Origin of the sequence: Campylobacter portucalensis (genome assembly GCF_009690845.1) — a bacterium.
In the GTDB taxonomy this organism is placed as follows: domain Bacteria; phylum Campylobacterota; class Campylobacteria; order Campylobacterales; family Campylobacteraceae; genus Campylobacter_B; species Campylobacter_B portucalensis.
This window is the reverse complement of sequence record NZ_VWSJ01000005.1, coordinates 1-25,207: the sequence shown is the minus strand read 5'-3', so window position 1 is coordinate 25,207 and position 25,207 is coordinate 1. Positions and strand designations below refer to the sequence as shown.

The following is a 25,207-nucleotide window of genomic DNA, read 5'->3' as shown; positions in this document are numbered from 1 at the left end:
ACCCAAGCATCACATAATATAAGATAAATCTTTCAAATAGCCAGTAATTGTATTTGTAATAAAAGCTATAGCCCTATAGAGTTGCAGAGCAAAAAATAGACTAAGTATAGATATAAATAAAGATATTGCATTTGTAAAAGCAACAGCTAAACCACATTCATGTAAAAAAGCCATAGCAGAACTTATAATCGTTGAATTTGATAAACCACCATAAGAGCCGCCAACAAAACTATAATCAAAAGCTTTAGGCATATTATCTCTAATTAAATTCCAAATTTTCATCATAAATAAAATTGCATATCCAGCAAAAGATATCATAAAAATAACTAATGCAGTATACAGAGGAATAAAAAAAATTAATTTTGCAGTTTTTATACCTATTTTTTTTACTAAATAAACTACATAATATCCAATATATCCACCAATGGTATCAATTAGCCATTTCATTATTCATTACCTCCTACTTTAAAAAGATATTTAAGTGAAAATAAAATAATTTCAAATGAGAACCAAAAAGTAAAAAATAGAGTTAGTATCGATTTATATGGACTTACAAATTCGCAAGGATCTATAGAAAAAACATTTACTTTACCACTTCCAGGAGATGGGCCCGAAATATTAAAAGGACAAATTCCATTAGGAATTTTTGGAGCTTCAATACCTTCTTCAAAAATTTCCAACGCACTATTAAAATCATTCATTAATTTATTAATATCGTTTTTAGTATTATTTAAAAAGTTAAAAGCATCATTTACAGAAACTTCAAAATTAGCCATTTCAGACCGTAAAGAAGAAAAAGCAGAATCTATATCTTTATTTGGCTTATATTCCCAATCAGTTTTTTTCTGAGCTTTTATATCAGAAATTGTTTTATCCAACTTATCTATTTTTGAGTTTGTTTTATTTAAAAAATCTTGTATTTTAGATAAATCAAGAGATTGCGCAGGTGGATTTGAAAGATCTTTATTTGTAGTAGTTTTTTTAGTTTTTATATCAGTGATTTTACCTTGCTTTGGAACTGAGTTTGAAATTTTACCAGAAGAATCAATGGTATTTACATAGCCAGTTGTAAATCTTTTTTTACCAGAAGGTGAAAAATAATCATAGATTAGCTCTATATCTTGAATTTTTCTATTTGGAGTTATAAAATTTTCATTAATTTTTATATCTATAACACTTTTATCAGGAGTTGTTATTTTGCCTTCATATTGTGATTTTTTTGGAGATTCAAAAGTTTTTTTAATTCTAATAGGTAAATTAGAACTAGGTTTATTATTTTCTTTAAACATAGAAGATAGATCATATTCTATTTTTATATCAATAAATTTATCTTTAACATTTTGCGTAGGTATAGGTTTAGAATTATCTTTTAGTTTAGCAGCAATAAAAGAGTTATTTTCCATTTTAGAAATAGAAAGATCATTTGGAAGATCAAATTTACTAAATTTTGGGGGAACAGTAACAAGTTCTTGAGGAGATTTATCTATATTTTTTAAATTTGTAGCTTTAATATCTTTTGGAATTTTGCCAGTTTTTAAATAAAGAGAATTTAAAATAATATCTTCATTAGTTGCAGGTTTTAAAGACCATACAGGAACAGGACCTTTATTTGTAGCTTTTATATCAATTATTTGTGGTTTATATTCAAGCAAATTTGGATTAGGAAATTTAGGATTTGGGTTTTTAAATAAATTTTTTATAAATTTAGAAAAAGAAGATAAACCATTTTTAATTCCTTGAATAGGAATATTAAACATAAAACCGCTTGAAATAAATAAATCATTATCTAATTTGATTTCAGCCTTATATTTATTAACCGTTTTTTGATGATAACATCCTTCTGGAACTCTCATACAAGTAAAAAACTCACGCTCGTCAAAAATATCAAAACACGAATGATATTGCATACCCATAGATTCACACTGTTTTTTATCAATATTTGGATTTGGTAAACACTCTTCTATATTTTTATCAAATGATTTTTTATTTTTATATATCATAGGATTTGGGCACCATTGTGGACGTTTATCATCTTTTTTATCAGAACCTTCACATTTGCCATTTGATTGATTAAATGTTCCATTTTCACAAATACAAGAACCTTTAGTATCAGAAACTAAATTTTCAGGACAAGGTTTGCAAGAACCCGAAATAGGATTATAATATCTATTTGAATCACAATCAGTAGCAAATAAATATCTTGATGTAAGAGGACCTATATATTTTTCAGATAATGGATATTCAACATAATGACCTAATCTAACATAAGGAGTATAGTAAGAACTAATATAATAATAACCTTTTAATTCAAGTATTCTTTTTTCATTAGGTATAAAAATAATTTGACCTACTTCAAAAGGCTCAGGATCATCAACAGTATCATAATTATATCTGTATAATCTTTCCTTAGCATCTTTTTTATTAAAAGTATAAAAGTCATTAAAAATCTTATGTATATATTTTTTTAATTCAGAATTATATTCTTTAGATTCTTTTTGAAAATATATATAAAATACATCAGGATCAGAAGAACTATGAAAGTCATTTTCGGAAATTATTTTAAAACCAGCAAATCTGGGATCTAAATCGCTGTAATATTCTAAATCTATTTCTTTAGAGTCTGGATAAGAATAAACTAAATTTAAAAATAAAAGATTAAAAAATAAAATTTTAAAAATAAATTTTATTAAATTCATTAGGAACACTCGAAAAAAATCAAGCAAGGTGTTACTATATTTTTTTCTTCGTGGGATGAATTTTTTACATATTTTTTTTGATTGATTAATTATTTTTTGGAATTGAATGTTTTTAAGCCAATCAAAAAAAATAAAAAATTCATCGTAAAAAAAATTAAAAATTAAGCTTTTATTAAACATATTTTTACTTTACAAAACTTAAAGCAATAATATAAATAAAAATTGGAACAAAAAATATTGCAAAAATATTCATAAAATAGTTAAATGTTTCATTGTTTATAACTTCATATATCATCTTGTAGCTCCTACGATTATTAAACCTATTAAAAAAGAAAAAGCTATTAATATTGCTGTTAAACCCATTAAAAAATTAAATTGATACTCATATATACCAAGACTAGGAATGATTTCATTTTTAGACATATAGCAAATTTTAGTATCTGTATCATATATAAAATTTGTATAAATTTCATTTGGATATTGAGCTAAATTAAATTTATAAGAATTAGAATCAAAATCTTGATAGTAAAATTTACCATCTTTGATATAAAAATCTTTAATGCAAATTTTAAAATTTTGTATATAAATAGCGTTTTCTTTCATAATAGAACCTTTTAGGGAGCATAAAACCCCCATAAATTAACGGATAAAGCCCTTTACTCTTCTTGCAATCATAAATATGAATGCAACAGCTATAACACCAGCAAAAACATAATCAAACAATGCGTAATCAGCTTTTAATGCTTCACCTGGAACTACAGGTGCATCAGCAGCAAAAAGAGCAGGAGCAGTCATTAAAACTACACCAACTGTAGCAACTTTAGCCTTAGTAGATTTGAAAAACTTTTTCATATCTATATCCTTTTTGTAGATTTGAGTTTTTAAACTCTATAAAATTTATAAAATAAACTTTGTAGAGTTTAAAAGTGGGAGAGCGGGTTCACATCGCTCACATTAAGGCAAAAGCCCCCAAATTTATATCTATTTAGATAACTTTATCTGATCTTTTGTAAAAGGATTTTCTTTAAAAATTTGAAAATCTAAAGTATCATCAGGGAACATATAATTACCCATTTTTGTAACAATAAAACGATATGGAATACCAATGTATTGTCCTTTTACAGAATCAAATTTTGACTTTAAAGTGTGGTCAAAATTTATGGTTTCAGTAGCCTTTATTAAATAACCCTGCTGATCTCTACTTTCAAATGTAACAGTAACATCAATAGACATTAAAACTTCACCAGTTTTTTTATCAACTCTAGAAAGTGGGCGAACTTCGTCGCAAAATCCGATTAAATATGTGTACATAATGTAGCTCCTTGAAAATATTAATTATGTAGCTTAAATTTAAGGGGCGGAGCTACGCCACCCCAAGCCTTTTAAGGACGGCGTTTGTGCTTTATTGCTTAGGTCCATAGCTTTACCGTTAAGGTAAATTTATACCTTTTCCTGTTATCTCCCTACAGATCTCTACTCTCTGGCGGAGTGGTCAAAGGTGTTTCAAATTTGATATTTAAGCTTTAAAAAGCTAAAATTTAAATAATTTAATTTAAATGATAAATAATTATACACTATATAAACTTAATTAATTATAAAATTATTTAACATTTTTAAAAATTATTTTATAAGGAGTAAAATTTGGATAAAACAAAACTTGCAGAATTAATAAATATAAGCAGAGTAACATTATATAACTGGGAAAAAACTAAACCAGAATTAATGAAAATGATAAATTTCTATATAGAAACAACAAGCGGAGAGAGTAAAGGAAGTAAATTATTAAAATACTTCAATCAATTAGATGAAGATAGACAAGAGCTTTATTTAACAAAAATAAAACTTGAAGCACTAGAAAAACAACAAGAAAAAAAATAAAAATCAAGGAAAAATAATATGTTTGTAATCATAATTGCAATATCAATATCCATAATTTTAATGTATTTAAAATCAAAAGAAAAACAAACTATAAAAAAAGAAAACTATTATGAATCAAAAAAATACAAAGAGTTATTAAAAAAACTAAATGAAAAAAATATAGTAAGTAATAAAATAAAAAAACTAAAAGAAAATAATTATAAAGAATTTGAAAATAGATATAAAAGAAAAATAGAAGAAACTTTAATAGAAAAAGATATAAATGAAAAGCCTAAAATAAAAAAGAAATTATATTATGGCGATGACTGGAAAAAGAAAAAGGGCGATGAATATGAATATTATATAAAAACTTTTTATGAAAAAGAAGGTTATAAAGTATATCCAAACGGACATTTAAAAGGCGTTGAAGATGAAGGAATAGATTTATTTGCACACAACGATATAGGAAAAGTAACAATGCTTATACAGTGTAAAAACTGGAAAAAAGGAGCGGAGCTTAAAGACATTATAAAATTTTATAATGATTGTAAAGATTATGAAAAAAAATATAAAAAATATTTAAATGGTAGACATATAAGAAAAGTATTTGTTATTTCAAATGAAATAGAAAACAAAGAAATAAAAAACTTTTTAGAAAAAATAAATAAAGAAATTGAATTTTTAAATATACCGATTTTTGAGTGAGTTATTAAAATAAATCACTATGAGAGCCTATACGATGTAAAATTAGTGTGTTTTCTTCAATGCTATATATCAATACACAATCAGGCTTTATATGGCAATCATAGCAACCCTTATAGTTTCCTTTTAGTGGATGATTTTTATATCTAGGTGGAAGTGGTTTTTCATAAAGTAAAAAATCTAATGTTTCCATAAGTAAACTCTTATCAAATCCTTGTTTTTCAAGTCTTTTCAAATCTTTTTTAAAAGAGTTAAAAATATACAAATCAAGCATAAATTTAACTCATAATGAATTTTTTAATATCATCGTAGTTTGACAGTAAAGTTCCATCTGATTTATTTTTTAGATTATTAGAGATTATATCTTTAGTTTCATCATTTAAATCATCAAAAGTATAGTCGCTATCTATTTTTAAATCAACATTTGGATAAATTTTAACAAGTGATTTTATGATATCTAAAAAATTACTGTCTATATTTGATAACTTTATATCGTAAGTCATTTTAATCCTTTCTCTATTTAGGGCAAATTATAGCATAATCTATTTTAATAAACTATAAAATAGACTTAAAATAGATTTTTTATAAGGTATTTTTAAATAGCTCAAATTTCTCATAACCCGAAGGTCGGCGGTTCAAGTCCGTCCCCTGCAACCAAATAACTTTTTAAATTTATTGTTATTATTAAATATTTTTAACACATAAGATCATATTTTTATATAAATTTAATTTAAATATAAAATTAATAAAAACTACTTTAAAAATATAAAATTTATTAATACCGTACATTCTATTTAGAAATCATAAAATTTTTATAATAATTAAAAGTTATTTTGATATAATTAATAAATTTTTAAAATAAAAAGGGTGAGAATTGGATATTTTTGATAGCACGCCAGAGGATAAATTTTTTGATATCATATTTAATGCAAATCGAAATTTAGTTAGAAATGAGATAAAAAATTTACTCATTAAATTTGTTGCTATGAGTGAATTTTGCGATAACAAAGGCATAAATCAAGATGAAATTTTTAATCATTTAAAAGATGGTGATTTTATAGAAGAGTTAAATGATATTTTTATACAAATTAGCGGAAATATACTTTCAAGCAATGAGTAAAATATGAAAAATTTAGAAAAAATTGACACGATTATGAGAAAATTTATATCAGAGCTTGGCTATGAAGAAGTAAATTTTATGTTTAATGATATAAGTTTAGGCAAAAAACTTCGCTCAAAACTTATATTAAATATAGCAGGGTGTTTTGAAGAGAGTTTGAGATTGTGTGCTGTTGTGGAGTTGATACATGTTGCAAGTCTTCTTCATGATGATGTGATTGATGATAGTAATTTAAGGCGAGGAAAACCATCTATAAACGCTATTTTTGGTGTTAAAAACGCTATTATGCTTGGAGATATTTTGTATTCAAAAGGTTTTTTTGAGTTAAGCAAATTTGACTCTAAAATTGCAAAAATTATCTCAAATTCTGTTGCTTTTTTGAGTATCGGGGAGCTTATGGATGTAAATTTATCAAAAAATTTTAATCTAAATTTAGATAATTATTTTAATATGATTTATAATAAAACCGCTATTTTGATTGAAGCTTGTGCTAAATCAGCTGCAATTTTAGCTGGATATGATTATGAAAAATTTGGAATTTATGGTAAAAATTTAGGTCTAGCTTTTCAAATAATAGATGATGTTTTAGATATTATCTCTGATGAAAAAACTCTTGGAAAGCCATCTATGAGTGATTTTAGGGATGGTAAAACTACTATTGCTTATATTTATTTATATCAATATTTAGATGAAAAAGATAAAAAAAAGCTAATATCTCTTTTTAGAAAAAATCTAAATTTAGATGAAATTTTTTGGTTAAAAAGTAAATTTGATGAATTTAAAATCATTCAAAAATGCATTAATGAAGCAAAAAAACTTGCAAAAGATGGGATTGAATCTATAAGTCAATATAAAAATGATAAATTAATAGAAATTATGCAAAGTATGGTAGATAGGGATTTTTAGTGAATTATTTAAATATAAGCTTTACTCATAAAAATACAGATATTACTATTAGGGAGAGATTATCATTTAGTGATGATGATAAAAAAAATAAAGCTTTAAAAATGATTTGTTCTAGTCAAAGTATTTTAGAGTGTATGATTCTTAGTACATGTAATAGAGTAGAAATTATAGCTTTTGTTAATAATCTTGAAATTTCACAAAGCTATATTTTAAAAGCCATCTCTATATTAAGCGGCGTAGCACTTAGTGAGTTGGAACATAGGGTTGATGTTTATTATGCTAGTGGAGCTATTCATCATCTTTTTGCAGTCGCTAGTTCTCTTGATAGTTTAGTTGTTGGAGAGACTCAAATAGTTAGTCAGTTGAAAACTTGTTTTAAATTTGCTCTTAATAGTGGTTATGCTAAGATAAATTTAAAAAGAGCTGTTGAGTACTCTTTAAAATGTGCGGCAGAGGTTAGAAACAAAACAGAAATTTCTAAAAATCCAGTTTCCATATCAAGCGTAGCAGTCTCTAAAGCAAAAGAAATTTTTAAAAGTTTAAATAAAACGACTGCTGTCGTTGTTGGTGCTGGCGATATGAGTGAGTTAGCATGCAAGCATTTGCTATCGAATGGATCTAATGTAATATTGGTAAATAGAAGTCAAGATAGAGCTATGAAATTAATCTCATCTCTTTGCAGTGATAGGGTGAAATTTGAACCTTTTTTAAATTTAAAAGAGCTAATAAACTCTCATCAGATTATATTTTGTGCGACGTCTGCAAATGTTATTATCAATGATGAAATGCTACAAGATTGCGAGTTTGATAGATATTTTTTTGATATAGCAGTTCCTAGAAATATCGATATAACAGAAAATGTTAAGATTAAAATTTATAGTGTTGATGATTTGCAAGAGATTGTAAAGTTAAATTTAGCAATGCGAGAAGAGCAAGCACAAATTGCTTACGCTATAATAGGAAGAAATGTTGGTGAGTTTTTTAAATGGTTAAAAATTTTATCAACTACACCTATTATTAAAGCTTTAAGGGGTTTAGCAAAAGATATTTCTGATATAGAAATTCAAAAAGCTATAAAAAAAGGTTATCTTAAAAATAGTGATAAAGACGAAGCAAGAAGATTGATTCATCAAGTATTTAAGGCTTTTTTGCATAAACCAACTATAAATTTAAAAAATTTAGAAGAAGATATAAATTTAGCTTTCAATACAATTTTGCAAATTTTTGACATAGAAGATAAATTTGAAAAATACAGTAAAGAACTTGAAAATATGGGGATTTTAGATGAGATTTAGTAAAATATTTATTCCTACAACAAAAGAAACATTAAAAGATGCCACACTTCCTAGTCATCAGTTTTTATTAAGAGCTGGATTTATTGCTCAAAATGGAAGCGGACTTTATGATTTTTTACCACTTGGAAAGATGGTTTATAATAGAATAGAAAAAATTATAAGAGAAGAGATGAATAGAAGCGGAGCTTTGGAAGTTAGTTTTAGTTTTGTAACTCCTGCAAATTTTTGGCGTGAAAGTGGTAGGTTTGAAAAATATGGAAAAGAACTTTTAAGATTTAAGGATAGAAAAGAAAATGATTTTGTGTTAAGTCCAACAAATGAAGAAAGTGCCGTAAATATGGTAAAAAATAGAATTACTAGCTATAAAAATTTACCACTTCATATATATCAGATTAATACAAAATTTAGAGATGAGGCAAGACCTAGGTTTGGACTACTTCGCGGGCGTGAGTTTGTGATGAAAGATGGATATAGTTTTCATAAAGATGAAGAGTGTCTAAATTTAGAATTTGAAAAAATGCATCAAACTTATACTAAAATTTTTACTCGCCTAGGGCTAAATTTTAGAGCTGTTGAAGCTGATAGTGGGGCTATTGGAGGAAGTGGAAGCAAGGAATTTATGGTTTTAGCAAATAATGGCGAAGATGATATTGTCGTGTGTGATAGTTGCGAATACGCAGCAAATATAGAAGCAGCAAGAAGGAAACCGAGTAAATTTAATGGTGATGAACCAGAATCGAATATGATGAGTAAATTTTACACACCAGATATAAAAACTATAGATGAGCTTGCAGATTTTTTTAAGGTTGATAAATTTTTCACCATAAAAGCTGTAATAAAAAAAGCTATTTTTGAAAATAAAGAGAGCAAAATAGTAATATTTTTTATAAGAGGTTGTGATGAATTGCAAGAAACAAAAGCCATAAATGCGTGTGGGTGCTTAGAATTTGAAAATTTAAGCGATGAAGAGATATTAAAATCCAATCTCGTTGCAGGTTTTTGTGGTCCTTTAAAATTACCTGATGGAATTGAGTTTTTTATAGACAATGAACTAAAAAATCAAAAAGAGATGATAATTGGTGCAAACGAAAAAGATTATCATATTATAGGATTTAGTGTTTCTAATTTTAAAAATGAAAGATTTAAAGATTTAATTAGCGTAAAAGATGGAGATGTTTGTCCTTGTTGTAACGGAAAATTAAGCATTACAAAAGGGATTGAAGTCGGACATATATTTAAACTAGGAACTAGATATTCTAAGTCTTTAAATGCAACATTTCTAGATGAAAATGGAAAGTCTAAACCATTTATTATGGGGTGTTATGGTATAGGCGTTAGTAGGCTTATGGCAGTTGCTATTGAAAGCAAGTATGACGATAAAGGTTGTATATGGAATAAAGAAATTGCTCCATTTTCTATATGCATAATAATCTCAAACATAAAAGATGAAAATCAATTTAATTTTTCTTTAAATTTATATAAAAAATTAGGTGATTTGGGCATTGACGTTTTACTTGATGATAGAAATGAAAGATTTGGTGTCAAAATGAATGATTACGAATTAATAGGCATTCCTTATGCTGTAATAGTCGGTAAAAATCTTGTAAATAATGAGATTGAATTTATAGCAAGAGATGGTTTAATAAAAGAAAAAATATCAATCGATGATATTGTTGATAAGATAAAAACGGTTTTAAGATGAAAAAACTTCTATTACCTTATTTTGTATTTGAAATAATATTTGTTGTATTTTTTTTAAGTGAATATAGCTTTTTTATACTGTTTTTCGAAATTTTATTTAGTGCTATTATTGGTTATATTTTGATTACTAAATTTGGAGTTTTAAATATAACAAAAAATCTTACAAAGATATCTCCAAGTATTGTTTTTGGAAATCTTGGATTAGCAATTAGTGGAATGCTTTTAATGGTGCCAGGAATTTTATCAGATAGCGTTGGTGTTTTAATTATTTTTGTATCTTTAATTATGAAAATTATAAAAAAAGATAGGGATAAATTTAATAATACACAAAATAATACATATAATTATACAAAAAATGATGAAGTTATAGATGTAGAAATCATAGAAGAGGGTGAAAATTTATGGAAAAAATGATTATAGCTACCAGAAAAAGCGCTTTAGCTGTATGGCAAAGTGAATTTATAAAAAATGAAATTGAGAAAAAACATTTAATTCCAGTGGAATTGCAAGGTTTTAAAACAAAAGGCGATATTATACTCGATACGCCTCTTGCAAAAATTGGCGGAAAAGGACTTTTTACAAAAGAGCTTGAAATTAGTATGCTAAATGGCGAGAGTCATTTAGCGGTTCATAGTTTAAAAGATGTTCCAATGGAGTTTCCACAAGGCTTAATTTTAGCTGCTGTAAGTAAGCGTGAAATTCCAAACGATGCTCTATTGAGTGATAAATTTAGCTCTTTAAATGATCTTCCAAATGGCGCAAAAATAGGGACAACAAGTTTGAGACGAAAAATGCAACTTAGTATTTTAAGACCAGATTTGGAGATAATATCACTTCGAGGCAATGTAAATACAAGGATTAAAAAGCTAAAAGATGGTGAATTTGACGCTATTATTTTAGCTATGGCAGGGATTAAAAGAATAGGTATTGATAAAGAGGTTAGATATATTTATGAATTTTCCAAAGATGAGATGATACCTGCAATGGGGCAGGGGGTTTTGGGAATTGAGTGTTTAAACAAAGAGGAAATTTTAGAAAAAATTAGTTTTTTAAATGATAAAAATTCTTTTATAGAAACAACAATTGAGCGAGATTTTGTTAAAATTTTAGAAGGTGGATGTCAAGTTCCAATAGGAATTAATGCAGAAATAATTGGTGAAAATATAAAAATTCGTGCCATTATAGGGCTTATTGATGGAAGTAAATTTATAAAAGAAGAAAGAATTATAAAATTAAGTGATTATAAGAATGCTGGGGTTGATTTGGCTAATGAATTTATCAAAAAAGGGGCAAAAGAGCTTTTGAAAGAAGCTTCATTGATGGGGTAGAATTTTAGTAAAATTAAGGAGAGATAATGAGAAAAACTATAGAACTTTTAAAGCAAAATGATTTATTAAGAGTTATTGATGAACCTGTCGATATAGATAGAGAAATTGCTCATTTAAGCTATATAGAGGTTAAAAAAGATAATTCTAAAGCACTTCTTTTTACTAAACCATTTAGTAAAGATAGAGATTTTTATCCACCAATCCTAACTAATACTTTTGGTAGCTTTAAAGCTTTAAATTTAATCTTAGGAAGAGATGTTGAGGATGTAGCTGATGAAATTTCAAATCTCTTAAAGCCTAAAAATCCATTAAATTTAAAGGAAAAATTTGATTTCATTTCTTACCTCTTTAGTCTTAGGAAAATTTTTACAAAAAAATTAAAAACAAAGGGAATTTGCCAACAAAACGTAAAATTAAATGATGCGATAGATCTTTATGAGATGCCTCATCTTACAACCTGGGAAAAAGATGGTGGGGCATTTATTACAATGGGGCAAGTTTATACTAAAGATTTGGACGGAGATACTCAAAATTTAGGAATGTATAGACTTCAAATTTACTCTAAAAATGAAGTTGGAATGCACTGGCAAATTCATAAAGATGGTGCAAATTTTTTTAATAAATACAAAAAAGCTGGTAAAAAAATGCCTGTCTCAGTAGCAATTGGTGGCGATCCGCTTTATATTTGGTGTGGACAAGCACCTTTGCCACACGGTATTTTTGAACTTTTATTATATGGATTTATTAAAAAAACTCCAGCAAAATTGGTAAAAAGTATAACTAATGATATTTATATTCCGCACGATAGCGATTTTGTGATTGAGGGTTTTATCGATCCAAATGAGTTTAGAGATGAAGGACCATTTGGCGATCATACGGGATTTTATACGCCGATTTTGCCGTTTCCTGTGATGAGAGTTACAGCCATAACTCATAAAAATGATCCTATATACCACGCTACTGTTGTTGGAAAACCGCCTTTAGAAGATAAATATATGGGTTATGCAACCGAGAGGATATTTTTACCTCTTTTTAAAACAACTGCTCCTGATTTGATTGATTATAGAATGCCTGAAAATGGAGTTTTTCATAATCTTATTTTAGCGAAATTAGACGCTAAATTTCCATATCATGCAAGACAGATGATGCATGCATTTTGGGGGGTTGGACAGATGAGTTTTGTAAAACACGCTATTTTTGTAGATAAAAATGCTCCCAATTTAAATGACTATGAAAACTTAACCAGATATATTTTAAATAAAATCACGCCAAAAAGTTTGATTTTTAGCGAAGGTGTTTGCGATCAATTAGATCATGCTAGCCCAAATTCATGTTTTGGTGGAAAATTAGCAATTGATGCGAGTATAAATTTAGAACCTAAAGAGATTGAAATTTTAAGCGATGATGAGCTTTTGTCTAAATTTAGGAGTTTGGATAAAGATATAATTGACTTAAAACAGTATTTTTGCGATACAAAAAATCCAATAATTTTTATAAATTATGATAAAAATAGTTTTGTTAAAAATAGTTTTGAAAAGTTATTGAAATTTAGTCAAAATTTTAAAATTCTCATATTTTTTGATGTGAAAAATAATATAAATAACCTATATATGAGTATTTGGAGGCTTACTAATAACATTGATGCAAATAGAGATATTTTTATATCAGATGATCAAATTTGTATAGATGCTACTACTAAATTTGAGTGGGAAGGTTATGAAAGAGAGTGGCCAGAAGAGATAAATTGTTCAAAAAGTGTTATTAAAAATCTTATAGATAAACAACTTTTAGAAAATGATATAGAATTTTTTAATAAATTTGAAATTTTAGGCTAAATTGCAGTTTGGTTAGATTATGTTTTGGATATTTTAATATAAAAATTAAATAAATAAAATAAGTTGCAGTCTAATTGCAGTCTAATTTCTAATAAATTTAAAATATGATTGCAAAGATGAAAAATAAATATTAATTTTAGAAGATCTTTATCCAAATAGCTGAAATTTGTGATGTATTAAAAACGTTACATAATTTAACAGATAGCTAAATTTATTAAATTAATTTATAAAACTGCGAATTTTAATTAAATTTGATAAATTAAATTATGATGTTAAAATATTTGAAAGTAAGCTATTGCAAGAATGGTTTTTAAAATTTAAAGGCTTTTTTAGTCCTATAAATGACTTTTTTGTAGCTTAAAAAGTAAAAAATGTGATATAAAATATATTAGTGAGTAAAAATTTAGAATAAAATAAATTGACTTTTTTGAAATTTAGGGCTTATAAAAAGATGATTAATAGTTTGAGCGCTTGAAAATCAAAAAAGTGTTATTAAAATAAAATCTATAGAAATTGATAAATACAATAAATTTAAAAATATAAAAGCTTTTAAGGCTTTATAGGCAAGATTATTTAACTTTAAAAATAAAAAGCTAGTTGTTATTATTTTCAAGTAAATTTATCAAATATTTTTAGACTCAACGGAATTTAAACATATTTTTTTATTTTAATATAAGTGATATAAATATTTAGTATGATATTAAAACTAGAATTTTAAAATTTAAAAAATCTCTTAATTTCTCTAAATTTAGCCTAAATTAATATCATTTGCAAATTTATTTTGATTTTTAAGGCCGCTGTTTACAAAAAGAAATATATTCTTTTATGAGGTTTTAAGATTAAAATGTTTTATTATAAGCCCAAATTTTACTTAACTAGAAAAGAGATGTTTTTATAAAATAATTTTGACGCTTGCACTTTTTTAGCATTAAATTTGAATTTATTTAAAAATTTTTTATCAATTTTAAAGAAGTTTTCATATAATTTTAAGAGCAGATTAACTACTCTTAAATTTTTAAAATTTATAATTTAAACTGAGTGTAAAATTTCTAGGCTCGCCATAAAAATTTAATCTTGAAGCCATTCTAGTCATAGAATTTACAAAATATCTTTTATTAGTTATATTTTTTATAGCTAAATTTGCTTCAAAATTTTGATTAAATTTATAATTTATATTTGAATCAAATAACACATAAGCTCCTTGCGGTGATGATGCTAATGGTTTTTTATAGTAAGATAAAGTTTTGCTTTGATAACGTCCACCAAAACCGATTGTAAGTTTTTTAAAATCAGGAATTTGATAACTAAGATAGAATTTTAATATATGCTTTGGTAAAAACACATTTGCAAGTTCATTTTTGTTTTGTGAAACTTGACTCGGCCCTGTATAATAATTAGCTAAATATTTGCTTTTATTATACGTATATCCGATAAAGCCTTCTAAATTTTGACTCATTTGACCTGAAATTTCTAGCTCTACACCTCTAGTGCCAATTGAGCCATCATCAAGCCAAGAGCCAGTAGGCACACTCATAATAGCTCCATTTATAGGTTTATTATTAACTTCTGGTATTGCTTGATGTTTTCTTTTTGTTTGGAAAATGGATAGAGAAGTATTTAATTGTCTATCAAAAAACTCACCCTTTATTCCTGCTTCAAGGTTATATCCAATCATAGGTTTTACAAAAGAGTCATTACTTTTTTTATTGAGTTGAGGTTTAAAAATTTCAGCATAACTTGCATATAGCGAAAAATGCTCTAAAAAATCATAATTAATTCCTATATATGGAGTGATTTTATATTCTGAAAGATTGGATGAATTATTTTTAGTAAAGGGTTGTGGAATTTTCATACCTGAAAATAAATTTCTATTCATTAAATTTTTGGATCTATTTTTATACTCTATATCGCTAAATCTAGCACCAAATAAAAGATGCAAGTTATCGCTAAAATTTATTCTTGATCCAGCGGTGATGGATTTTTGTTTAATTTCTAAATTATACTTTCCATAGTTATTATCATTATGCCAATTTGGCTCATTTAAATAATTTTTATTAAATTTAAAAATATCAATCCCTTTAATATAAGGCGTTATGATATCACTTCCAGAAATTTTATCTTTTGAAAACTGAGTATTTATAAAAAAATCGTGATTTTGATTAAAAAGAGTATATTTCCCATCTAAAGAAATTTTAACGTTAATTTCATCACTTTTTGATTGAAACTTTTGCCTCATTCCCCAGCCGTTTGCGTTATTCCAAAACTGCCCAAATTTCATATCCATTTTACTTTTTGTATAATTAAAAGCTACCAGTAAAGACCAATCATCATTTAAAAAATACTCCAAGTCTCCAAAAATATTAACTTTTTTAAAAGATTCTCGATCCCACAAAGAGCCAAAATATTTACTTTTATCAAATTTTATCTCTTTGTTATTATGGTGAGTGCTAAGGCCATAAATATTTGGTGAATTTTTTGTTTTTTGATAGATTATGCCTAAATTTAAAATTTTATTTCTAGTAAAATCAGTCTCATACATAAGCCCTAAACTGTGCCTATCTCCATTTTCTTTATCTATAAAAGAGCCAAGTTTTGAAAGTGAACCTATAGCTCTAAGCCTTGAGTTATTGCTAAGTTTTCCATTTATATCAAAACTTCCCAAATATTTATCATAACTTCCAGCTTCCAAGCTTAAATTTGCTCCAAATTTTGCATCAGGTCTTTTTCTTCTTAAATTTATCGTTCCGCTAGGATTTGAATTTGATTGAGTAAGAGTAGCCAAGCCTCTTAAAATTTCAACTCTGTCATAAAATATAAGATCTGTTAATTCTTTTGCACTGTATAAAGGCAAAAAACCAGTAGATAAATCAATTGCAGGTGATGCAAAAGCTAAACTAAAAAGCCCATCTTCTTGGATGTTATCTATCTCAAAACCTCTTGAATAAAATCTGCTTCTAGAAACTCCTCCTATGTTTGCATTTTTAGAAATTCCATTTGCGTAACTCATTGCTTGCGATATATTGTGTAAATTTTGATCTTTAATGAGCTTATTGCTTATAATACTAATTGATTGTGGGGTTTGTTTTATAGAAAGCTCTAGTCCTGTTGCCGTACTTGTAAATGGAGCAGTGTATGATTTGCTCATTTCTTGCATTATGTAAGTTTTTACTTGAATTTTTTCGAGCTCTTTAGAATTAATTTGACTCATAAAAGGAATGGATACTGCAATAGTTAATGGTAAAATTTTATTCATTTTTTTCTCCTTTGAAAGTAATTCTAATATTGTATTTCAAAAAAAAAAAAAAACGCAATATAAATAAATAGTAAATTATATTAATGATATTTTATATTTTTAGGTGTATAAATTTATTTAAGCCCCTTTTTGGGCTTAAAATGTTGATAATCCAGCGATTAAAATAACCGATATAATAATAGGCAAGAAGTATTTTACATAATAAAACCATAATTTAATAAGCCAAGGTTTTGCATTGCTTCCTTGTTTAATCTCATATATAGCATCATCTTTTAAAACCCACCCTACATAAATAGCACAAAATAGGGCAGTTGCTACAAAAAATACATTTGCACTTATCCAATCAAATGCATCAAAAATATTTCTATTTAAGATTAAAATTTCACTCCACGGACCATAAGCTAAAATGGATGGTAAATTTCCAAAAATAAAAACGGTAAGAAGGGTTATAGTTGTTGATTTTGTGGTATTTAGTTTAAATTTATCTTGCACAACGCTAATAATTACTTGATAAAGAGTGATTGAGGTTGTAAGGGCAGCTACCATTAAAATCGTAAAAAATATGATAGCAAATATATTTGCAAAAGGTATGTTTGCAAAAGCTATCGGTAGTGTTTCAAATACCAGTTTTGGTCCGCTTGTCGGCTCCAATCCTGCAGTAAAAATGGCTGGAAATATCATAAATCCAGCCACAACTGCTATTATTGTGTTTATAATGCCTGTAATTGTTGCTGTTTGTATTAAATTTTCATTTTTATTTAAGTGGCTTGATAAAGTTATCATCACCCCGAATCCAAGAGACAGAGCAAAGAAAACTTGCCCTAAAACATCTATAAAAAGTTTTGGTGTTAATTTAGTAAAATCAACACCAAGATAAAATTTAATACCTTCGCTTGCTCCTTCTAAATTTAAATTTGCAATAACAACAATTAATAAGCATATAAAAAGCAAAGGCATTAAAAATTTAACAAATTTTTCAATACCTTCAATAATACCCTTTTTTAAAATATACCAATTTATCACAACAAAAATTAAAGTATAAAAACCAACTACGAGTGGGTTATTTTGTATTTGTTGTTGATAAAAATTTTGAGTGTAACTTTTTGTAACTAAATCAACATTGCTTAAATCGAAATTCAAGGTCGCGATATTTGCTATATATGTCATAACCCAACCGCCTAAAACCATATAATAAGCTAAAATTCCAAACGATCCAATAAGTCCTAAAAAACCTACTATTTTCCAAAATTTATTGATTTTTGTTCCATCCTTTTTATCTACCAAAAATGCATCTAAGCTATTTGTTGATGATCGCCTTCCTATTATATTTTCAACTAAAATCATAGGAATTCCTAAGATTATCATAGCTACGCAAAATAATAATACATAAGCTCCTCCACCATTTTCACCAACAAGATATGGAAATCTCCATGTACAACCAAAACCAATCGTAGCACCAGCTACCGTTAAAAGATAAGTTAATTTATTTGACCAAGTTTGTCTCATTTAAATCCTTTTTGTAAGATTTGTTAATTATATAAAAATAAAATATTATTTTTCAAAAAACTTCAAATTTACTCACTATTTTTATTATAAAATTTCAAATTTACTCAAAATTATAAAATTTAAGTATAGTTTTTATTACTAAAACAGCTTTTTATAATAGTTTCTAAATTTATTAATGAAATTTAATTTATTTATTTTTATACATTTACTCCACAGTTACACTTTTTGCTAAATTTCTAGGCATATCAACATCATTTCCAAGTCTAATTGAAATTTCTAAAGCAAAAATTTGCAAAATCACCATCATTTCAAAAAATTCACACATCGGATGATCATGAGTTGAAATTTTTATAAAATCATCAGCCAAGTCAAATTCGTCTGGACTAATTGCTAATACAAATCCATCTCTTGCTACAATCTCCTCAACATTACTTTTTGTCTTATCATAAAGTGTGGTTTTTGGAAGTAGTGCAATTGTAAAAAGTCTCTCATCCACCAGAGCTATTGGACCATGTTTCATTTCTCCGCTTGCGTATCCCTCAGCGTGTAAATAGCTTATTTCTTTTAACTTTAAAGCCCCTTCTAACGCCAAAGGATAAAAAATATCTCTTCCTATAAAGAAAAATCCATGTCCATAAAGATAGTGTTTTGAAATTCTATAAATTTTATCTTGCAATCCATCTTTTATACTTACTGCTTTTGGTATGTTAAGCAGTGCTTTTATTTCGTTTTCTAATTCATTATTAGATATTACTTTTTTATATTTAGCTAATTTTAAAACCACCATCCAAAGTGTTAAAACTTGAGTTGCAAAAGCTTTTGTGGATGCAACACCTTTTTCAATACCAGCTCTAGTTAAAATAACATTTTTTGCCAGTCGAACAATTGAACTATTATCTACATTGCAAATAGCTAGTGTTTTTAAACCAGCATTTTTAGCAATCTTTAAAGCCTCTAAAGTATCGGCTGTTTCGCCACTTTGAGATATAACGATAAACAGTGAGTTTTTATTTAAGAAAGAATTTTTATATCTAAATTCACTTGCTATTTCAACCTTAGCCCTGATTTTTGAAATTCTCTCAAAAAGATAACTAGCAGCTAAGGCCGCATGATAGCTTGTTCCGCATGCACACATAATAATCTCATCTATATTTTTAAATACATCATCATCTAACTCTTCAAAATAAATTTCATTTTCTTTCACTCTCCCCATAAGAGTTTCTGTGATTATGGTTGATTGCTCATAAATTTCTTTTTCCATAAAAAATCTAAAACCCTCTTTTTGTGCATAATTCTTATCTTTTGGTAAATTTTTAATTGCAGGATTTATTGTTTTTGCATTTTGAAAAAAATTAATCTCATTAAAAGATGCCACTCCATAAGTCATATCATCCAAATACACGCCATCATCTGCAAGTCCTATAATTGGAGCATCTGAAGAGCTGAAGATAATTTCGCCACTTGAACTCTTAGCTACTATTAAAGGAACTGAATTTTTAGCGAAGAAAATTTTATCAGGAGCTTTTTTTGTGATTAAAAGTATGGCAAATGAACCAACTAAATTTGATATAGTGGCTTCAAAAGCCTTAAAAACATCCTTTGTATCTTCGTAAAAATTTTCAAAAAGATGAACTATTACTTCAGTATCTGTTTGGCTTATAAATTTAACCCCTTTTTTCTCTAAAATTTGCTTGATTTCTTTATAATTTTCTATAATTCCATTGTGAGTTACAAAACTATATTTTCCTATATGAGGATGAGCGTTTATTTCGGTTGGTTTTCCATGAGTTGCCCATCTTGTATGACCTATGGCAACACCAAAACCATATGAATTAAAATTTTTTGTTTTCTCTTCTAAATTTGATAATTTTCCAACAGCTTTAAAATGGTTTATATCTTTTGAATTTTTATCCATAACAGCCAAACCCGAACTATCATAACCTCTATATTCTAGCTCTTTTAAACCGCTTATGATTAAATTTTTTTTCTCTTTATTTCCTATATATCCAACTATTCCGCACATATTTTACCTTGATTTTTAAATTTAATTTAGCAATTATATAATAATTTTATACAAATCAGTTAAAATTTCACAAAAATTTAAAATTTATCAAAATCAAAACTTTTTTTAAGTGCATAAAGTATATAATACTAAAACTTTAAAACTTTTTAACAACAAGAGGTAAGATGAATATTTTAGAAAAATTAAAAAATGATGTTAGATTGGATTATGAAGATGGATTAAAACTTTATGATTTAGATCTCTTTACTCTTGGTAAATTTGCAAACCAAAAAAGACAAAATTTAAATGATAAAAAAGTTTATTTTAATGTCAATCGCCACATCAATCCTACAAATTTATGTTCTGATGTGTGCTTATTTTGTGCTTTTTCTGCACATCGAAAAAATGATAAAGCCTACACTATGAGCCATGAAGATATTATAAAAATTGTTGATGATACGGTAAAAAGAGGCACAAAAGAGATTCATATCGTATCAGCACACAATAAAAATGTTTCATGGCAATGGTATTTAGAAATTTTTAAGATGATTAAAAATAAATATCCATTTTTGCATATTAAGGCTATGACTGCTGCTGAGGTTGATTTTTTAGCCAGAACAAATGGTTTTACATATAAAGAAGTATTAGAAAAGATGGCTGAATATGGTGTAAATTCAATGCCTGGAGGCGGAGCTGAAATCTTTAATGAAGAGGTGAGAAAGAGAATTTGCAATGGTAAAGTAAAAAGCCATGAATGGCTTGAAATTCATGAAACTTGGCACTCTATGGGATATGAAAGCAATGCTACTATGCTTTTTGGACATCTTGAAAGAAGAGATGATAGAATTGATCATATCTTAAGAATTAGAAATTCTCAAGATAAGGCACTAAAAAATAATAAAGGAGGTTTTAACGCTTTTATTCCACTTGTTTATCAAAGGAATAATAACTTTTTAAAAATAAAAAAATTTTTAGGTTCTGTTGAAATACTAAAAACTTTTGCAATCTCAAGATTATTGCTTGATAATGTTAAACATATCAAAGCATATTGGGCTACTTCAACTATAAATTTAGCTATGGTTGCACAAGAATTTGGTTGCGATGATTTGGATGGAACGATAGAAAAGGAGAGCATACAAAGTAGTGCTGGGGCGGTTAGTTCAAACGGACTTAATATGAAAGATTTTATAGACTTGATTAAAACCTCTGGATTGATTCCTGTCCAAAGAGATAGTTTATATAACGAAATAAAGGTTTATTGATGGATTTTTTTAAATTAAAAGAGTATAAGAGTAATATAAAAACTGAATTTAGTGCAGGTTTTACAACATTTTTAACTATGATGTATATAGTTCCAGTTAATGCAATTATTATGAGTAGAACAGGAATGCCAATGGAGGCTTTAATAACAGCAACTGCTTTTATTACTATATTTTCTACAATTTTAAATGGGCTTTTTTCAAATACGCCAATTGCTTTAAGCGTTGGAATGGGGCTTAATGCTTATTTTACATTTGGGCTTGTAGAAGGTATGGGAATTCCTTGGCAGACAGCTTTGGGGATTGTGTTTTTAAGTGGTCTTATATTTTTAATTTTATCTTTTACGAATTTCAGAATGTGGGTTTTAAGAAGCATACCGCTAGATTTAAGGCGTGCAATTAGTGCTGGAGTTGGTAGTTTTATAAGTTTTGTGGGATTAAAAGAGATGGGTATTATTGTAGATAGTAAAGCCACTTTAGTAACTCTTGGAAATTTCCACGACACAAACACAATAATAGGCGTTTTAGGATTAGCTATCGTTTTGATGTTTTGGTCTTTAAGAATAAAAGGTGCTTTTATAATTGCTGTTTTGCTTACTTCAATTATAGCTTGGATTTTAAAAATAACTCCATATCCTACTGAATTTTTTTCTTTACCTTCATCAATGTCGCCAATTTTCTTTAAACTTGATATAGCATCTGCTTTTAGTTTATCATTTGTTCCTGTTATTATAACTTTTTTTATAACTCAACTTTTTGATTCTATAGGTACTTCATCAGGCGTAGGGAATAGGGCAAAATTATTTGATAATGAAGAAGGTATGAGAAAATTTGAAAAAACCCTTGGTGTTGATGCCTTAGCTTCTACGAGTGGTGCGTTTTTTGGAGTTTCTACTACTACTGTTTTTGCAGAAAGTGCAAGTGGGGTTGAAGATGGCGGTAGAACAGGACTTACAGCAGTAGTTACTGGAGTTTGCTTTATTTTAACCTTATTTATGCTACCGCTTTTTAAAGCTATACCGCCAAATGCTATATATCCAGTTTTGGTTATGGTTGGAATTTTAATGTTTAGTGAGCTTGTTAATATAAATTTTAAAGATAGTGCCGTAAGTGTGGCCACATTTTTAATAGTTATGCTAATGCCATTAACGTATTCTATAACAACAGGGCTTGCATTTGGATTTATTGCATATTTTTTTATAAGAGTTGTAAAAAGAGAATTTAACTACATTAATACAGGCATTGTTATTTTAACTTTTATTAGCATTTTATCGTTTATTGTGAGGTAGATATGAGATATTATAATTATGAAGAATTTGATAAAGATATAAAAGAGCTAGCTATTCAAATTAGGGATGAATTTAATCCAGATGCTTTTGTGGCAATAGCTCGTGGTGGGCTTACGATAGGTCATTTTTTAGCGATTGCTTTTAAGAGCAGGAATTTATTTGCACTAAATTCAATCCATTATGATGATACCAAAAAGCTAGACACTATTGAAATTTTTAATATTCCTGATTTGAGTAAATTTAAAAAAGTTTTGATAGTTGATGATATAGTTGATAGTGGAGAGAGCATTGTTGAAATTTTAAAGACTTTAAGAAATTTATATCCAAATATTGAATTTAAAGTTGCAACTCTATTTTACAAACAAAAAGCTTTAATTAAACCAGAATTTAGTATAAAAGAAGCAAATGATTGGATAGTGTTTTTTTGGGATATTGAAATTTAATTTTTAAAGATTTGTAAAAATGTTTAAAAGCTTAGATGGTAAATTTTATATATTTTTACTTTTATTTTTTATGAATTTAGCCTTTTTAGCTTATGCTATTTTAAATTTAAGCATAAGCTATTATGAGGCTAAACTTTTTTATTATGATCATAATTTAATTTCACTTTTGATGAAAATTTCTTGTAAATTTTTAACTCAAAGCGATTTCGGTGTGAAATTTCCATTTTTGTTTTTGCATTTTATAAATTCTATCTTGATGTATAAAATTTCAAAATTTATTTTAAAAAGAAGAGAAGATAGATTAGTTTGTGTTTTTATTTATATGTTTTTACCAGGAGTAATGTCAAGTGCCATTGTGGCAAATATGGCAGGAATCACTATATTTTTTACTCTTTTATTTATATATCTTTTTGAGACAAAAAAATACTATTTATCTATTTTTATTCTCTTTATTACAGTTTTTATTGATAAAACTTTTACTATTTTATTTATTGGAGTGTTTTTTTACTCTATTTACAATAGCAAAAGAGAGTTGGCTTTTATATCTTTTATACTTTTAGTTATGAGTTTTCTTTTTTATGGTTTTGAAACAAGTGGCAAACCAAAAAGCTATTTTTTGGATACTTTAGGAGTTTATGCTGCTGTATTTTCGCCATTTATATTTTTATTTTTTGTATATGTTATGTATAGAATTTGGGTCAAAGATAGTAAAAATTTGATATGGTTTATAAGTATTAGTTCATTTTGTATTAGTTTATTGCTATCTTTAAGGCAAAAAATTTTGCTTGATGAGTTTTTACCATTTTGTGTGATTTCTATACCGCTTTTAGTAAAAACTTTTTATAGCTCATATAGGATTAGGCTTCCTAAATTTAGGATTAAGTATAAAATTTTAGCAATCTTTTTAATATCTAGCCTTCTAATAAATTCTATCTTAATTTCTTTTAATTCTAAATTGTATAAATTTTTTAAAAACAATCCCCAAAACCATTTCGCATATAAATTTGATATTGCAAAAGATTTAGCTGATAAATTAAAAAGCTTGAATATAAATAGTTTGATAGTTTTAGACGATGAATTGGCTCTTAGGCTTAAATTTTATGGTATAGAAGGCGGTGGAAATTATATTTTAAGCGAAGATAAAATTTATAAACCTAAATTTAAAATAACTATAAATAAAGGTGAAATTCAAATTGCAAATTTTTATATTTTATAAATTTTATGCTATAATTTGGAAAATTTTTAGCAAAGGTTAAATTTATGTTTTTTAAAAAAGCTTTTACCATGATAGAACTTATTTTTGTTATAATTGTTGTTGGAATTTTAGCCATAATTGCTATACCAAAACTAAAAAGAAATTCCGTATTAGAAGCAGCAGATCAAATCATATCTCACATTAGATATACACAACATCTTGCGATGATTGATCATAAATTTGATTCAAATGATCCTGAGTGGTATAAGGGCAGATGGACTATAGAATTTACTGCAAATCAAGATGTTATTGGAGATTGCGGTAAAAGCAATAATTGTCTTGCGTATCATATTTATAGCGATAAGCGAAGTAAGAAAAAAAAGAATATATTTAGCGGAAGCTTGGACTCTCCAGATGAGCCAGCAAAAGATCCTCAAAATCCAAGTAAATACCTAACTGCAGGTTGGAGTGGTGGAAAAACATCATATGAAGGTAGTTTTAACAAAAATTTAAATATTGAAAAAATATATGGTATTAATGATATTGAATTTAGCAAAAGTTGCGGTGGTGGCAAAAAAAATAATAAAAAAAATAAATCAATCTCTTTTGATGAAAAGGGTCGCCCTATGCAAAAAGCTAGCAATGGAAAAAAACCATCAGATCAATATTTAAAAGAAGAATGTAATATAACAATTTTTAGCGATAAAAAGTCTGCTGTAATAACCATATATCCAGAAACAGGGTATGTAAAATTAACAAAAAAACCATAAAATTTAGATTTTGTTTGTTTGTGAAAATTTTTTTTAATTTTTTCTCAAAC

The 25,207-nt window shown here is 26.8% G+C and carries 24 protein-coding genes; 14 read left to right on the top strand and 10 right to left on the bottom strand.

The window, feature by feature from the left end; translation table 11 throughout:
- Positions 1-9 precede the first annotated feature (9 nt).
- From F1B92_RS02080 to F1B92_RS02060, 5 genes are all read right to left on the bottom strand, one after another.
- Positions 10-447 carry a hypothetical protein gene (locus F1B92_RS02080; protein ID WP_154570261.1) on the bottom strand — a complete coding sequence of 146 codons (438 nt, stop codon included), beginning with the start codon at positions 445-447 and terminating at the stop codon, positions 10-12.
- Positions 447-2,696, bottom strand: coding sequence for a hypothetical protein (locus F1B92_RS02075; RefSeq protein WP_154570260.1), 2,250 nt, complete (start codon positions 2,694-2,696; stop codon positions 447-449). Before F1B92_RS02075 ends, F1B92_RS02080 begins: the two co-directional genes overlap by 1 nt.
- 291 nt (positions 2,697-2,987) lie before the next feature.
- Positions 2,988-3,299, bottom strand: a complete 312-nt coding sequence (locus F1B92_RS02070) for a hypothetical protein (RefSeq protein ID WP_154570259.1) — start codon at positions 3,297-3,299, stop codon at positions 2,988-2,990.
- Positions 3,300-3,335: 36 nt separating this feature from the next.
- Positions 3,336-3,548: a phosphonate transporter gene (locus tag F1B92_RS02065; RefSeq protein WP_154570258.1), complete on the bottom strand. Its 213-nt coding sequence runs from the start codon at positions 3,546-3,548 to the stop codon at positions 3,336-3,338.
- Between the two features lie 129 nt (positions 3,549-3,677).
- Complete coding sequence (locus F1B92_RS02060; protein ID WP_154570257.1) at positions 3,678-4,007, bottom strand: hypothetical protein; 330 nt, start codon at positions 4,005-4,007, stop codon at positions 3,678-3,680.
- A gap of 330 nt (positions 4,008-4,337) precedes the next feature.
- On the opposite strand from F1B92_RS02060, the gene F1B92_RS02055 reads away from it, so the two are divergent.
- Both F1B92_RS02055 and F1B92_RS02050 read left to right on the top strand, forming a co-directional pair.
- Positions 4,338-4,574, top strand: coding sequence for a TetR/AcrR family transcriptional regulator (locus F1B92_RS02055; protein WP_154570256.1), 237 nt, complete (start codon positions 4,338-4,340; stop codon positions 4,572-4,574).
- Between the two features lie 18 nt (positions 4,575-4,592).
- Positions 4,593-5,258 carry a restriction endonuclease gene (locus F1B92_RS02050; RefSeq protein WP_154570255.1) on the top strand — a complete coding sequence of 222 codons (666 nt, stop codon included), beginning with the start codon at positions 4,593-4,595 and terminating at the stop codon, positions 5,256-5,258.
- Between the two features lie 4 nt (positions 5,259-5,262).
- On the opposite strand, the gene F1B92_RS02045 is transcribed toward F1B92_RS02050, so the two are convergent.
- Both F1B92_RS02045 and F1B92_RS02040 read right to left on the bottom strand, forming a co-directional pair.
- The gene (locus F1B92_RS02045) at positions 5,263-5,529 is read right to left on the bottom strand and encodes a type II toxin-antitoxin system RelE/ParE family toxin (protein WP_154570254.1); all 267 of its coding nucleotides are present in this window, start codon (positions 5,527-5,529) and stop codon (positions 5,263-5,265) included.
- 4 nt (positions 5,530-5,533) lie between these two features.
- The gene (locus F1B92_RS02040; RefSeq protein WP_154570252.1) at positions 5,534-5,758 is read right to left on the bottom strand and encodes a hypothetical protein; all 225 of its coding nucleotides are present in this window, start codon (positions 5,756-5,758) and stop codon (positions 5,534-5,536) included.
- A gap of 371 nt (positions 5,759-6,129) precedes the next feature.
- On the opposite strand from F1B92_RS02040, the gene F1B92_RS02035 reads away from it, so the two are divergent.
- From F1B92_RS02035 to F1B92_RS02005, 7 genes are read left to right on the top strand one after another with little or no spacing between them, the layout of a single operon-like run.
- Positions 6,130-6,375, top strand: coding sequence for a DUF2018 family protein (locus F1B92_RS02035; RefSeq protein ID WP_154570251.1), 246 nt, complete (start codon positions 6,130-6,132; stop codon positions 6,373-6,375).
- Positions 6,376-6,378: 3 nt separating this feature from the next.
- Complete coding sequence (locus F1B92_RS02030) at positions 6,379-7,281, top strand: polyprenyl synthetase family protein (protein WP_154570250.1); 903 nt, start codon at positions 6,379-6,381, stop codon at positions 7,279-7,281.
- Entirely contained in the window at positions 7,281-8,576 is a 1,296-nt protein-coding gene (gene hemA / locus F1B92_RS02025) for a glutamyl-tRNA reductase (RefSeq protein WP_326833070.1), read from the top strand. The genes F1B92_RS02030 and hemA overlap by 1 nt, the downstream gene beginning before the upstream one ends.
- A complete protein-coding gene (locus tag F1B92_RS02020; RefSeq protein ID WP_154570249.1) occupies positions 8,566-10,278 on the top strand; it encodes a proline--tRNA ligase in 1,713 nt (570 codons plus the stop codon). Before hemA ends, F1B92_RS02020 begins: the two co-directional genes overlap by 11 nt.
- Entirely contained in the window at positions 10,275-10,691 is a 417-nt protein-coding gene (locus tag F1B92_RS02015; RefSeq protein ID WP_154570248.1) for an FxsA family protein, read from the top strand. The genes F1B92_RS02020 and F1B92_RS02015 overlap by 4 nt, the downstream gene beginning before the upstream one ends.
- The gene (gene hemC / locus F1B92_RS02010; protein WP_154570247.1) at positions 10,679-11,605 is read left to right on the top strand and encodes a hydroxymethylbilane synthase; all 927 of its coding nucleotides are present in this window, start codon (positions 10,679-10,681) and stop codon (positions 11,603-11,605) included. The genes F1B92_RS02015 and hemC overlap by 13 nt, the downstream gene beginning before the upstream one ends.
- Before the next feature lie 26 nt (positions 11,606-11,631).
- Positions 11,632-13,440, top strand: a complete 1,809-nt coding sequence (locus F1B92_RS02005) for a menaquinone biosynthesis decarboxylase (RefSeq protein WP_154570246.1) — start codon at positions 11,632-11,634, stop codon at positions 13,438-13,440.
- A 1,015-nt stretch (positions 13,441-14,455) separates the two neighbouring features.
- Here the strand turns inward: F1B92_RS02005 and F1B92_RS02000 are convergent.
- From F1B92_RS02000 to glmS, 3 genes are all read right to left on the bottom strand, one after another.
- Positions 14,456-16,693, bottom strand: coding sequence for a TonB-dependent siderophore receptor (locus F1B92_RS02000; RefSeq protein ID WP_154570244.1), 2,238 nt, complete (start codon positions 16,691-16,693; stop codon positions 14,456-14,458).
- 135 nt (positions 16,694-16,828) lie between these two features.
- Positions 16,829-18,199, bottom strand: coding sequence for a sodium-dependent transporter (locus tag F1B92_RS01995; RefSeq protein ID WP_154570242.1), 1,371 nt, complete (start codon positions 18,197-18,199; stop codon positions 16,829-16,831).
- Positions 18,200-18,404: 205 nt separating this feature from the next.
- Positions 18,405-20,222: a glutamine--fructose-6-phosphate transaminase (isomerizing) gene (gene glmS / locus F1B92_RS01990; RefSeq protein ID WP_154570241.1), complete on the bottom strand. Its 1,818-nt coding sequence runs from the start codon at positions 20,220-20,222 to the stop codon at positions 18,405-18,407.
- A 164-nt stretch (positions 20,223-20,386) separates the two neighbouring features.
- Here glmS and mqnE point away from each other — a divergent pair, with 164 nt between their 5' ends.
- The 5 genes from mqnE to F1B92_RS01965 are packed head-to-tail and all read left to right on the top strand — an operon-like array spanning position 20,387 to position 25,157.
- Complete coding sequence (mqnE, locus tag F1B92_RS01985) at positions 20,387-21,463, top strand: aminofutalosine synthase MqnE (RefSeq protein ID WP_154570239.1); 1,077 nt, start codon at positions 20,387-20,389, stop codon at positions 21,461-21,463.
- Complete coding sequence (locus tag F1B92_RS01980; protein WP_154570238.1) at positions 21,463-22,749, top strand: NCS2 family permease; 1,287 nt, start codon at positions 21,463-21,465, stop codon at positions 22,747-22,749. The genes mqnE and F1B92_RS01980 overlap by 1 nt, the downstream gene beginning before the upstream one ends.
- A 2-nt stretch (positions 22,750-22,751) precedes the next feature.
- Positions 22,752-23,192 (top strand): phosphoribosyltransferase, encoded by a 441-nt coding sequence (locus F1B92_RS01975; RefSeq protein ID WP_154570237.1) that lies wholly within the window; start codon positions 22,752-22,754, stop codon positions 23,190-23,192.
- 19 nt (positions 23,193-23,211) lie between these two features.
- The gene (locus F1B92_RS01970; RefSeq protein WP_154570236.1) at positions 23,212-24,408 is read left to right on the top strand and encodes a hypothetical protein; all 1,197 of its coding nucleotides are present in this window, start codon (positions 23,212-23,214) and stop codon (positions 24,406-24,408) included.
- A 44-nt stretch (positions 24,409-24,452) separates the two neighbouring features.
- The gene (locus tag F1B92_RS01965; RefSeq protein ID WP_154570234.1) at positions 24,453-25,157 is read left to right on the top strand and encodes a pilus assembly FimT family protein; all 705 of its coding nucleotides are present in this window, start codon (positions 24,453-24,455) and stop codon (positions 25,155-25,157) included.
- Positions 25,158-25,207: the final 50 nt, after the last annotated feature.

Coding starts and splice junctions, on each gene's coding strand:
- F1B92_RS02080 (WP_154570261.1), bottom strand. CDS start 447: ATGAAATGGCTAATTGATACCATTGGTGGATATATTGGATATTATGTA.
- F1B92_RS02075 (WP_154570260.1), bottom strand. CDS start 2,696: ATGAATTTAATAAAATTTATTTTTAAAATTTTATTTTTTAATCTTTTA.
- F1B92_RS02070 (WP_154570259.1), bottom strand. CDS start 3,299: ATGAAAGAAAACGCTATTTATATACAAAATTTTAAAATTTGCATTAAA.
- F1B92_RS02065 (WP_154570258.1), bottom strand. CDS start 3,548: ATGAAAAAGTTTTTCAAATCTACTAAGGCTAAAGTTGCTACAGTTGGT.
- F1B92_RS02060 (WP_154570257.1), bottom strand. CDS start 4,007: ATGTACACATATTTAATCGGATTTTGCGACGAAGTTCGCCCACTTTCT.
- F1B92_RS02050 (WP_154570255.1), top strand. CDS start 4,593: ATGTTTGTAATCATAATTGCAATATCAATATCCATAATTTTAATGTAT.
- F1B92_RS02045 (WP_154570254.1), bottom strand. CDS start 5,529: ATGCTTGATTTGTATATTTTTAACTCTTTTAAAAAAGATTTGAAAAGA.
- F1B92_RS02040 (WP_154570252.1), bottom strand. CDS start 5,758: ATGACTTACGATATAAAGTTATCAAATATAGACAGTAATTTTTTAGAT.
- F1B92_RS02030 (WP_154570250.1), top strand. CDS start 6,379: ATGAAAAATTTAGAAAAAATTGACACGATTATGAGAAAATTTATATCA.
- F1B92_RS02020 (WP_154570249.1), top strand. CDS start 8,566: ATGAGATTTAGTAAAATATTTATTCCTACAACAAAAGAAACATTAAAA.
- F1B92_RS02015 (WP_154570248.1), top strand. CDS start 10,275: ATGAAAAAACTTCTATTACCTTATTTTGTATTTGAAATAATATTTGTT.
- hemC (WP_154570247.1), top strand. CDS start 10,679: ATGGAAAAAATGATTATAGCTACCAGAAAAAGCGCTTTAGCTGTATGG.
- F1B92_RS02005 (WP_154570246.1), top strand. CDS start 11,632: ATGAGAAAAACTATAGAACTTTTAAAGCAAAATGATTTATTAAGAGTT.
- F1B92_RS02000 (WP_154570244.1), bottom strand. CDS start 16,693: ATGAATAAAATTTTACCATTAACTATTGCAGTATCCATTCCTTTTATG.
- F1B92_RS01995 (WP_154570242.1), bottom strand. CDS start 18,199: ATGAGACAAACTTGGTCAAATAAATTAACTTATCTTTTAACGGTAGCT.
- glmS (WP_154570241.1), bottom strand. CDS start 20,222: ATGTGCGGAATAGTTGGATATATAGGAAATAAAGAGAAAAAAAATTTA.
- mqnE (WP_154570239.1), top strand. CDS start 20,387: ATGAATATTTTAGAAAAATTAAAAAATGATGTTAGATTGGATTATGAA.
- F1B92_RS01980 (WP_154570238.1), top strand. CDS start 21,463: ATGGATTTTTTTAAATTAAAAGAGTATAAGAGTAATATAAAAACTGAA.
- F1B92_RS01975 (WP_154570237.1), top strand. CDS start 22,752: ATGAGATATTATAATTATGAAGAATTTGATAAAGATATAAAAGAGCTA.
- F1B92_RS01970 (WP_154570236.1), top strand. CDS start 23,212: ATGTTTAAAAGCTTAGATGGTAAATTTTATATATTTTTACTTTTATTT.
- F1B92_RS01965 (WP_154570234.1), top strand. CDS start 24,453: ATGTTTTTTAAAAAAGCTTTTACCATGATAGAACTTATTTTTGTTATA.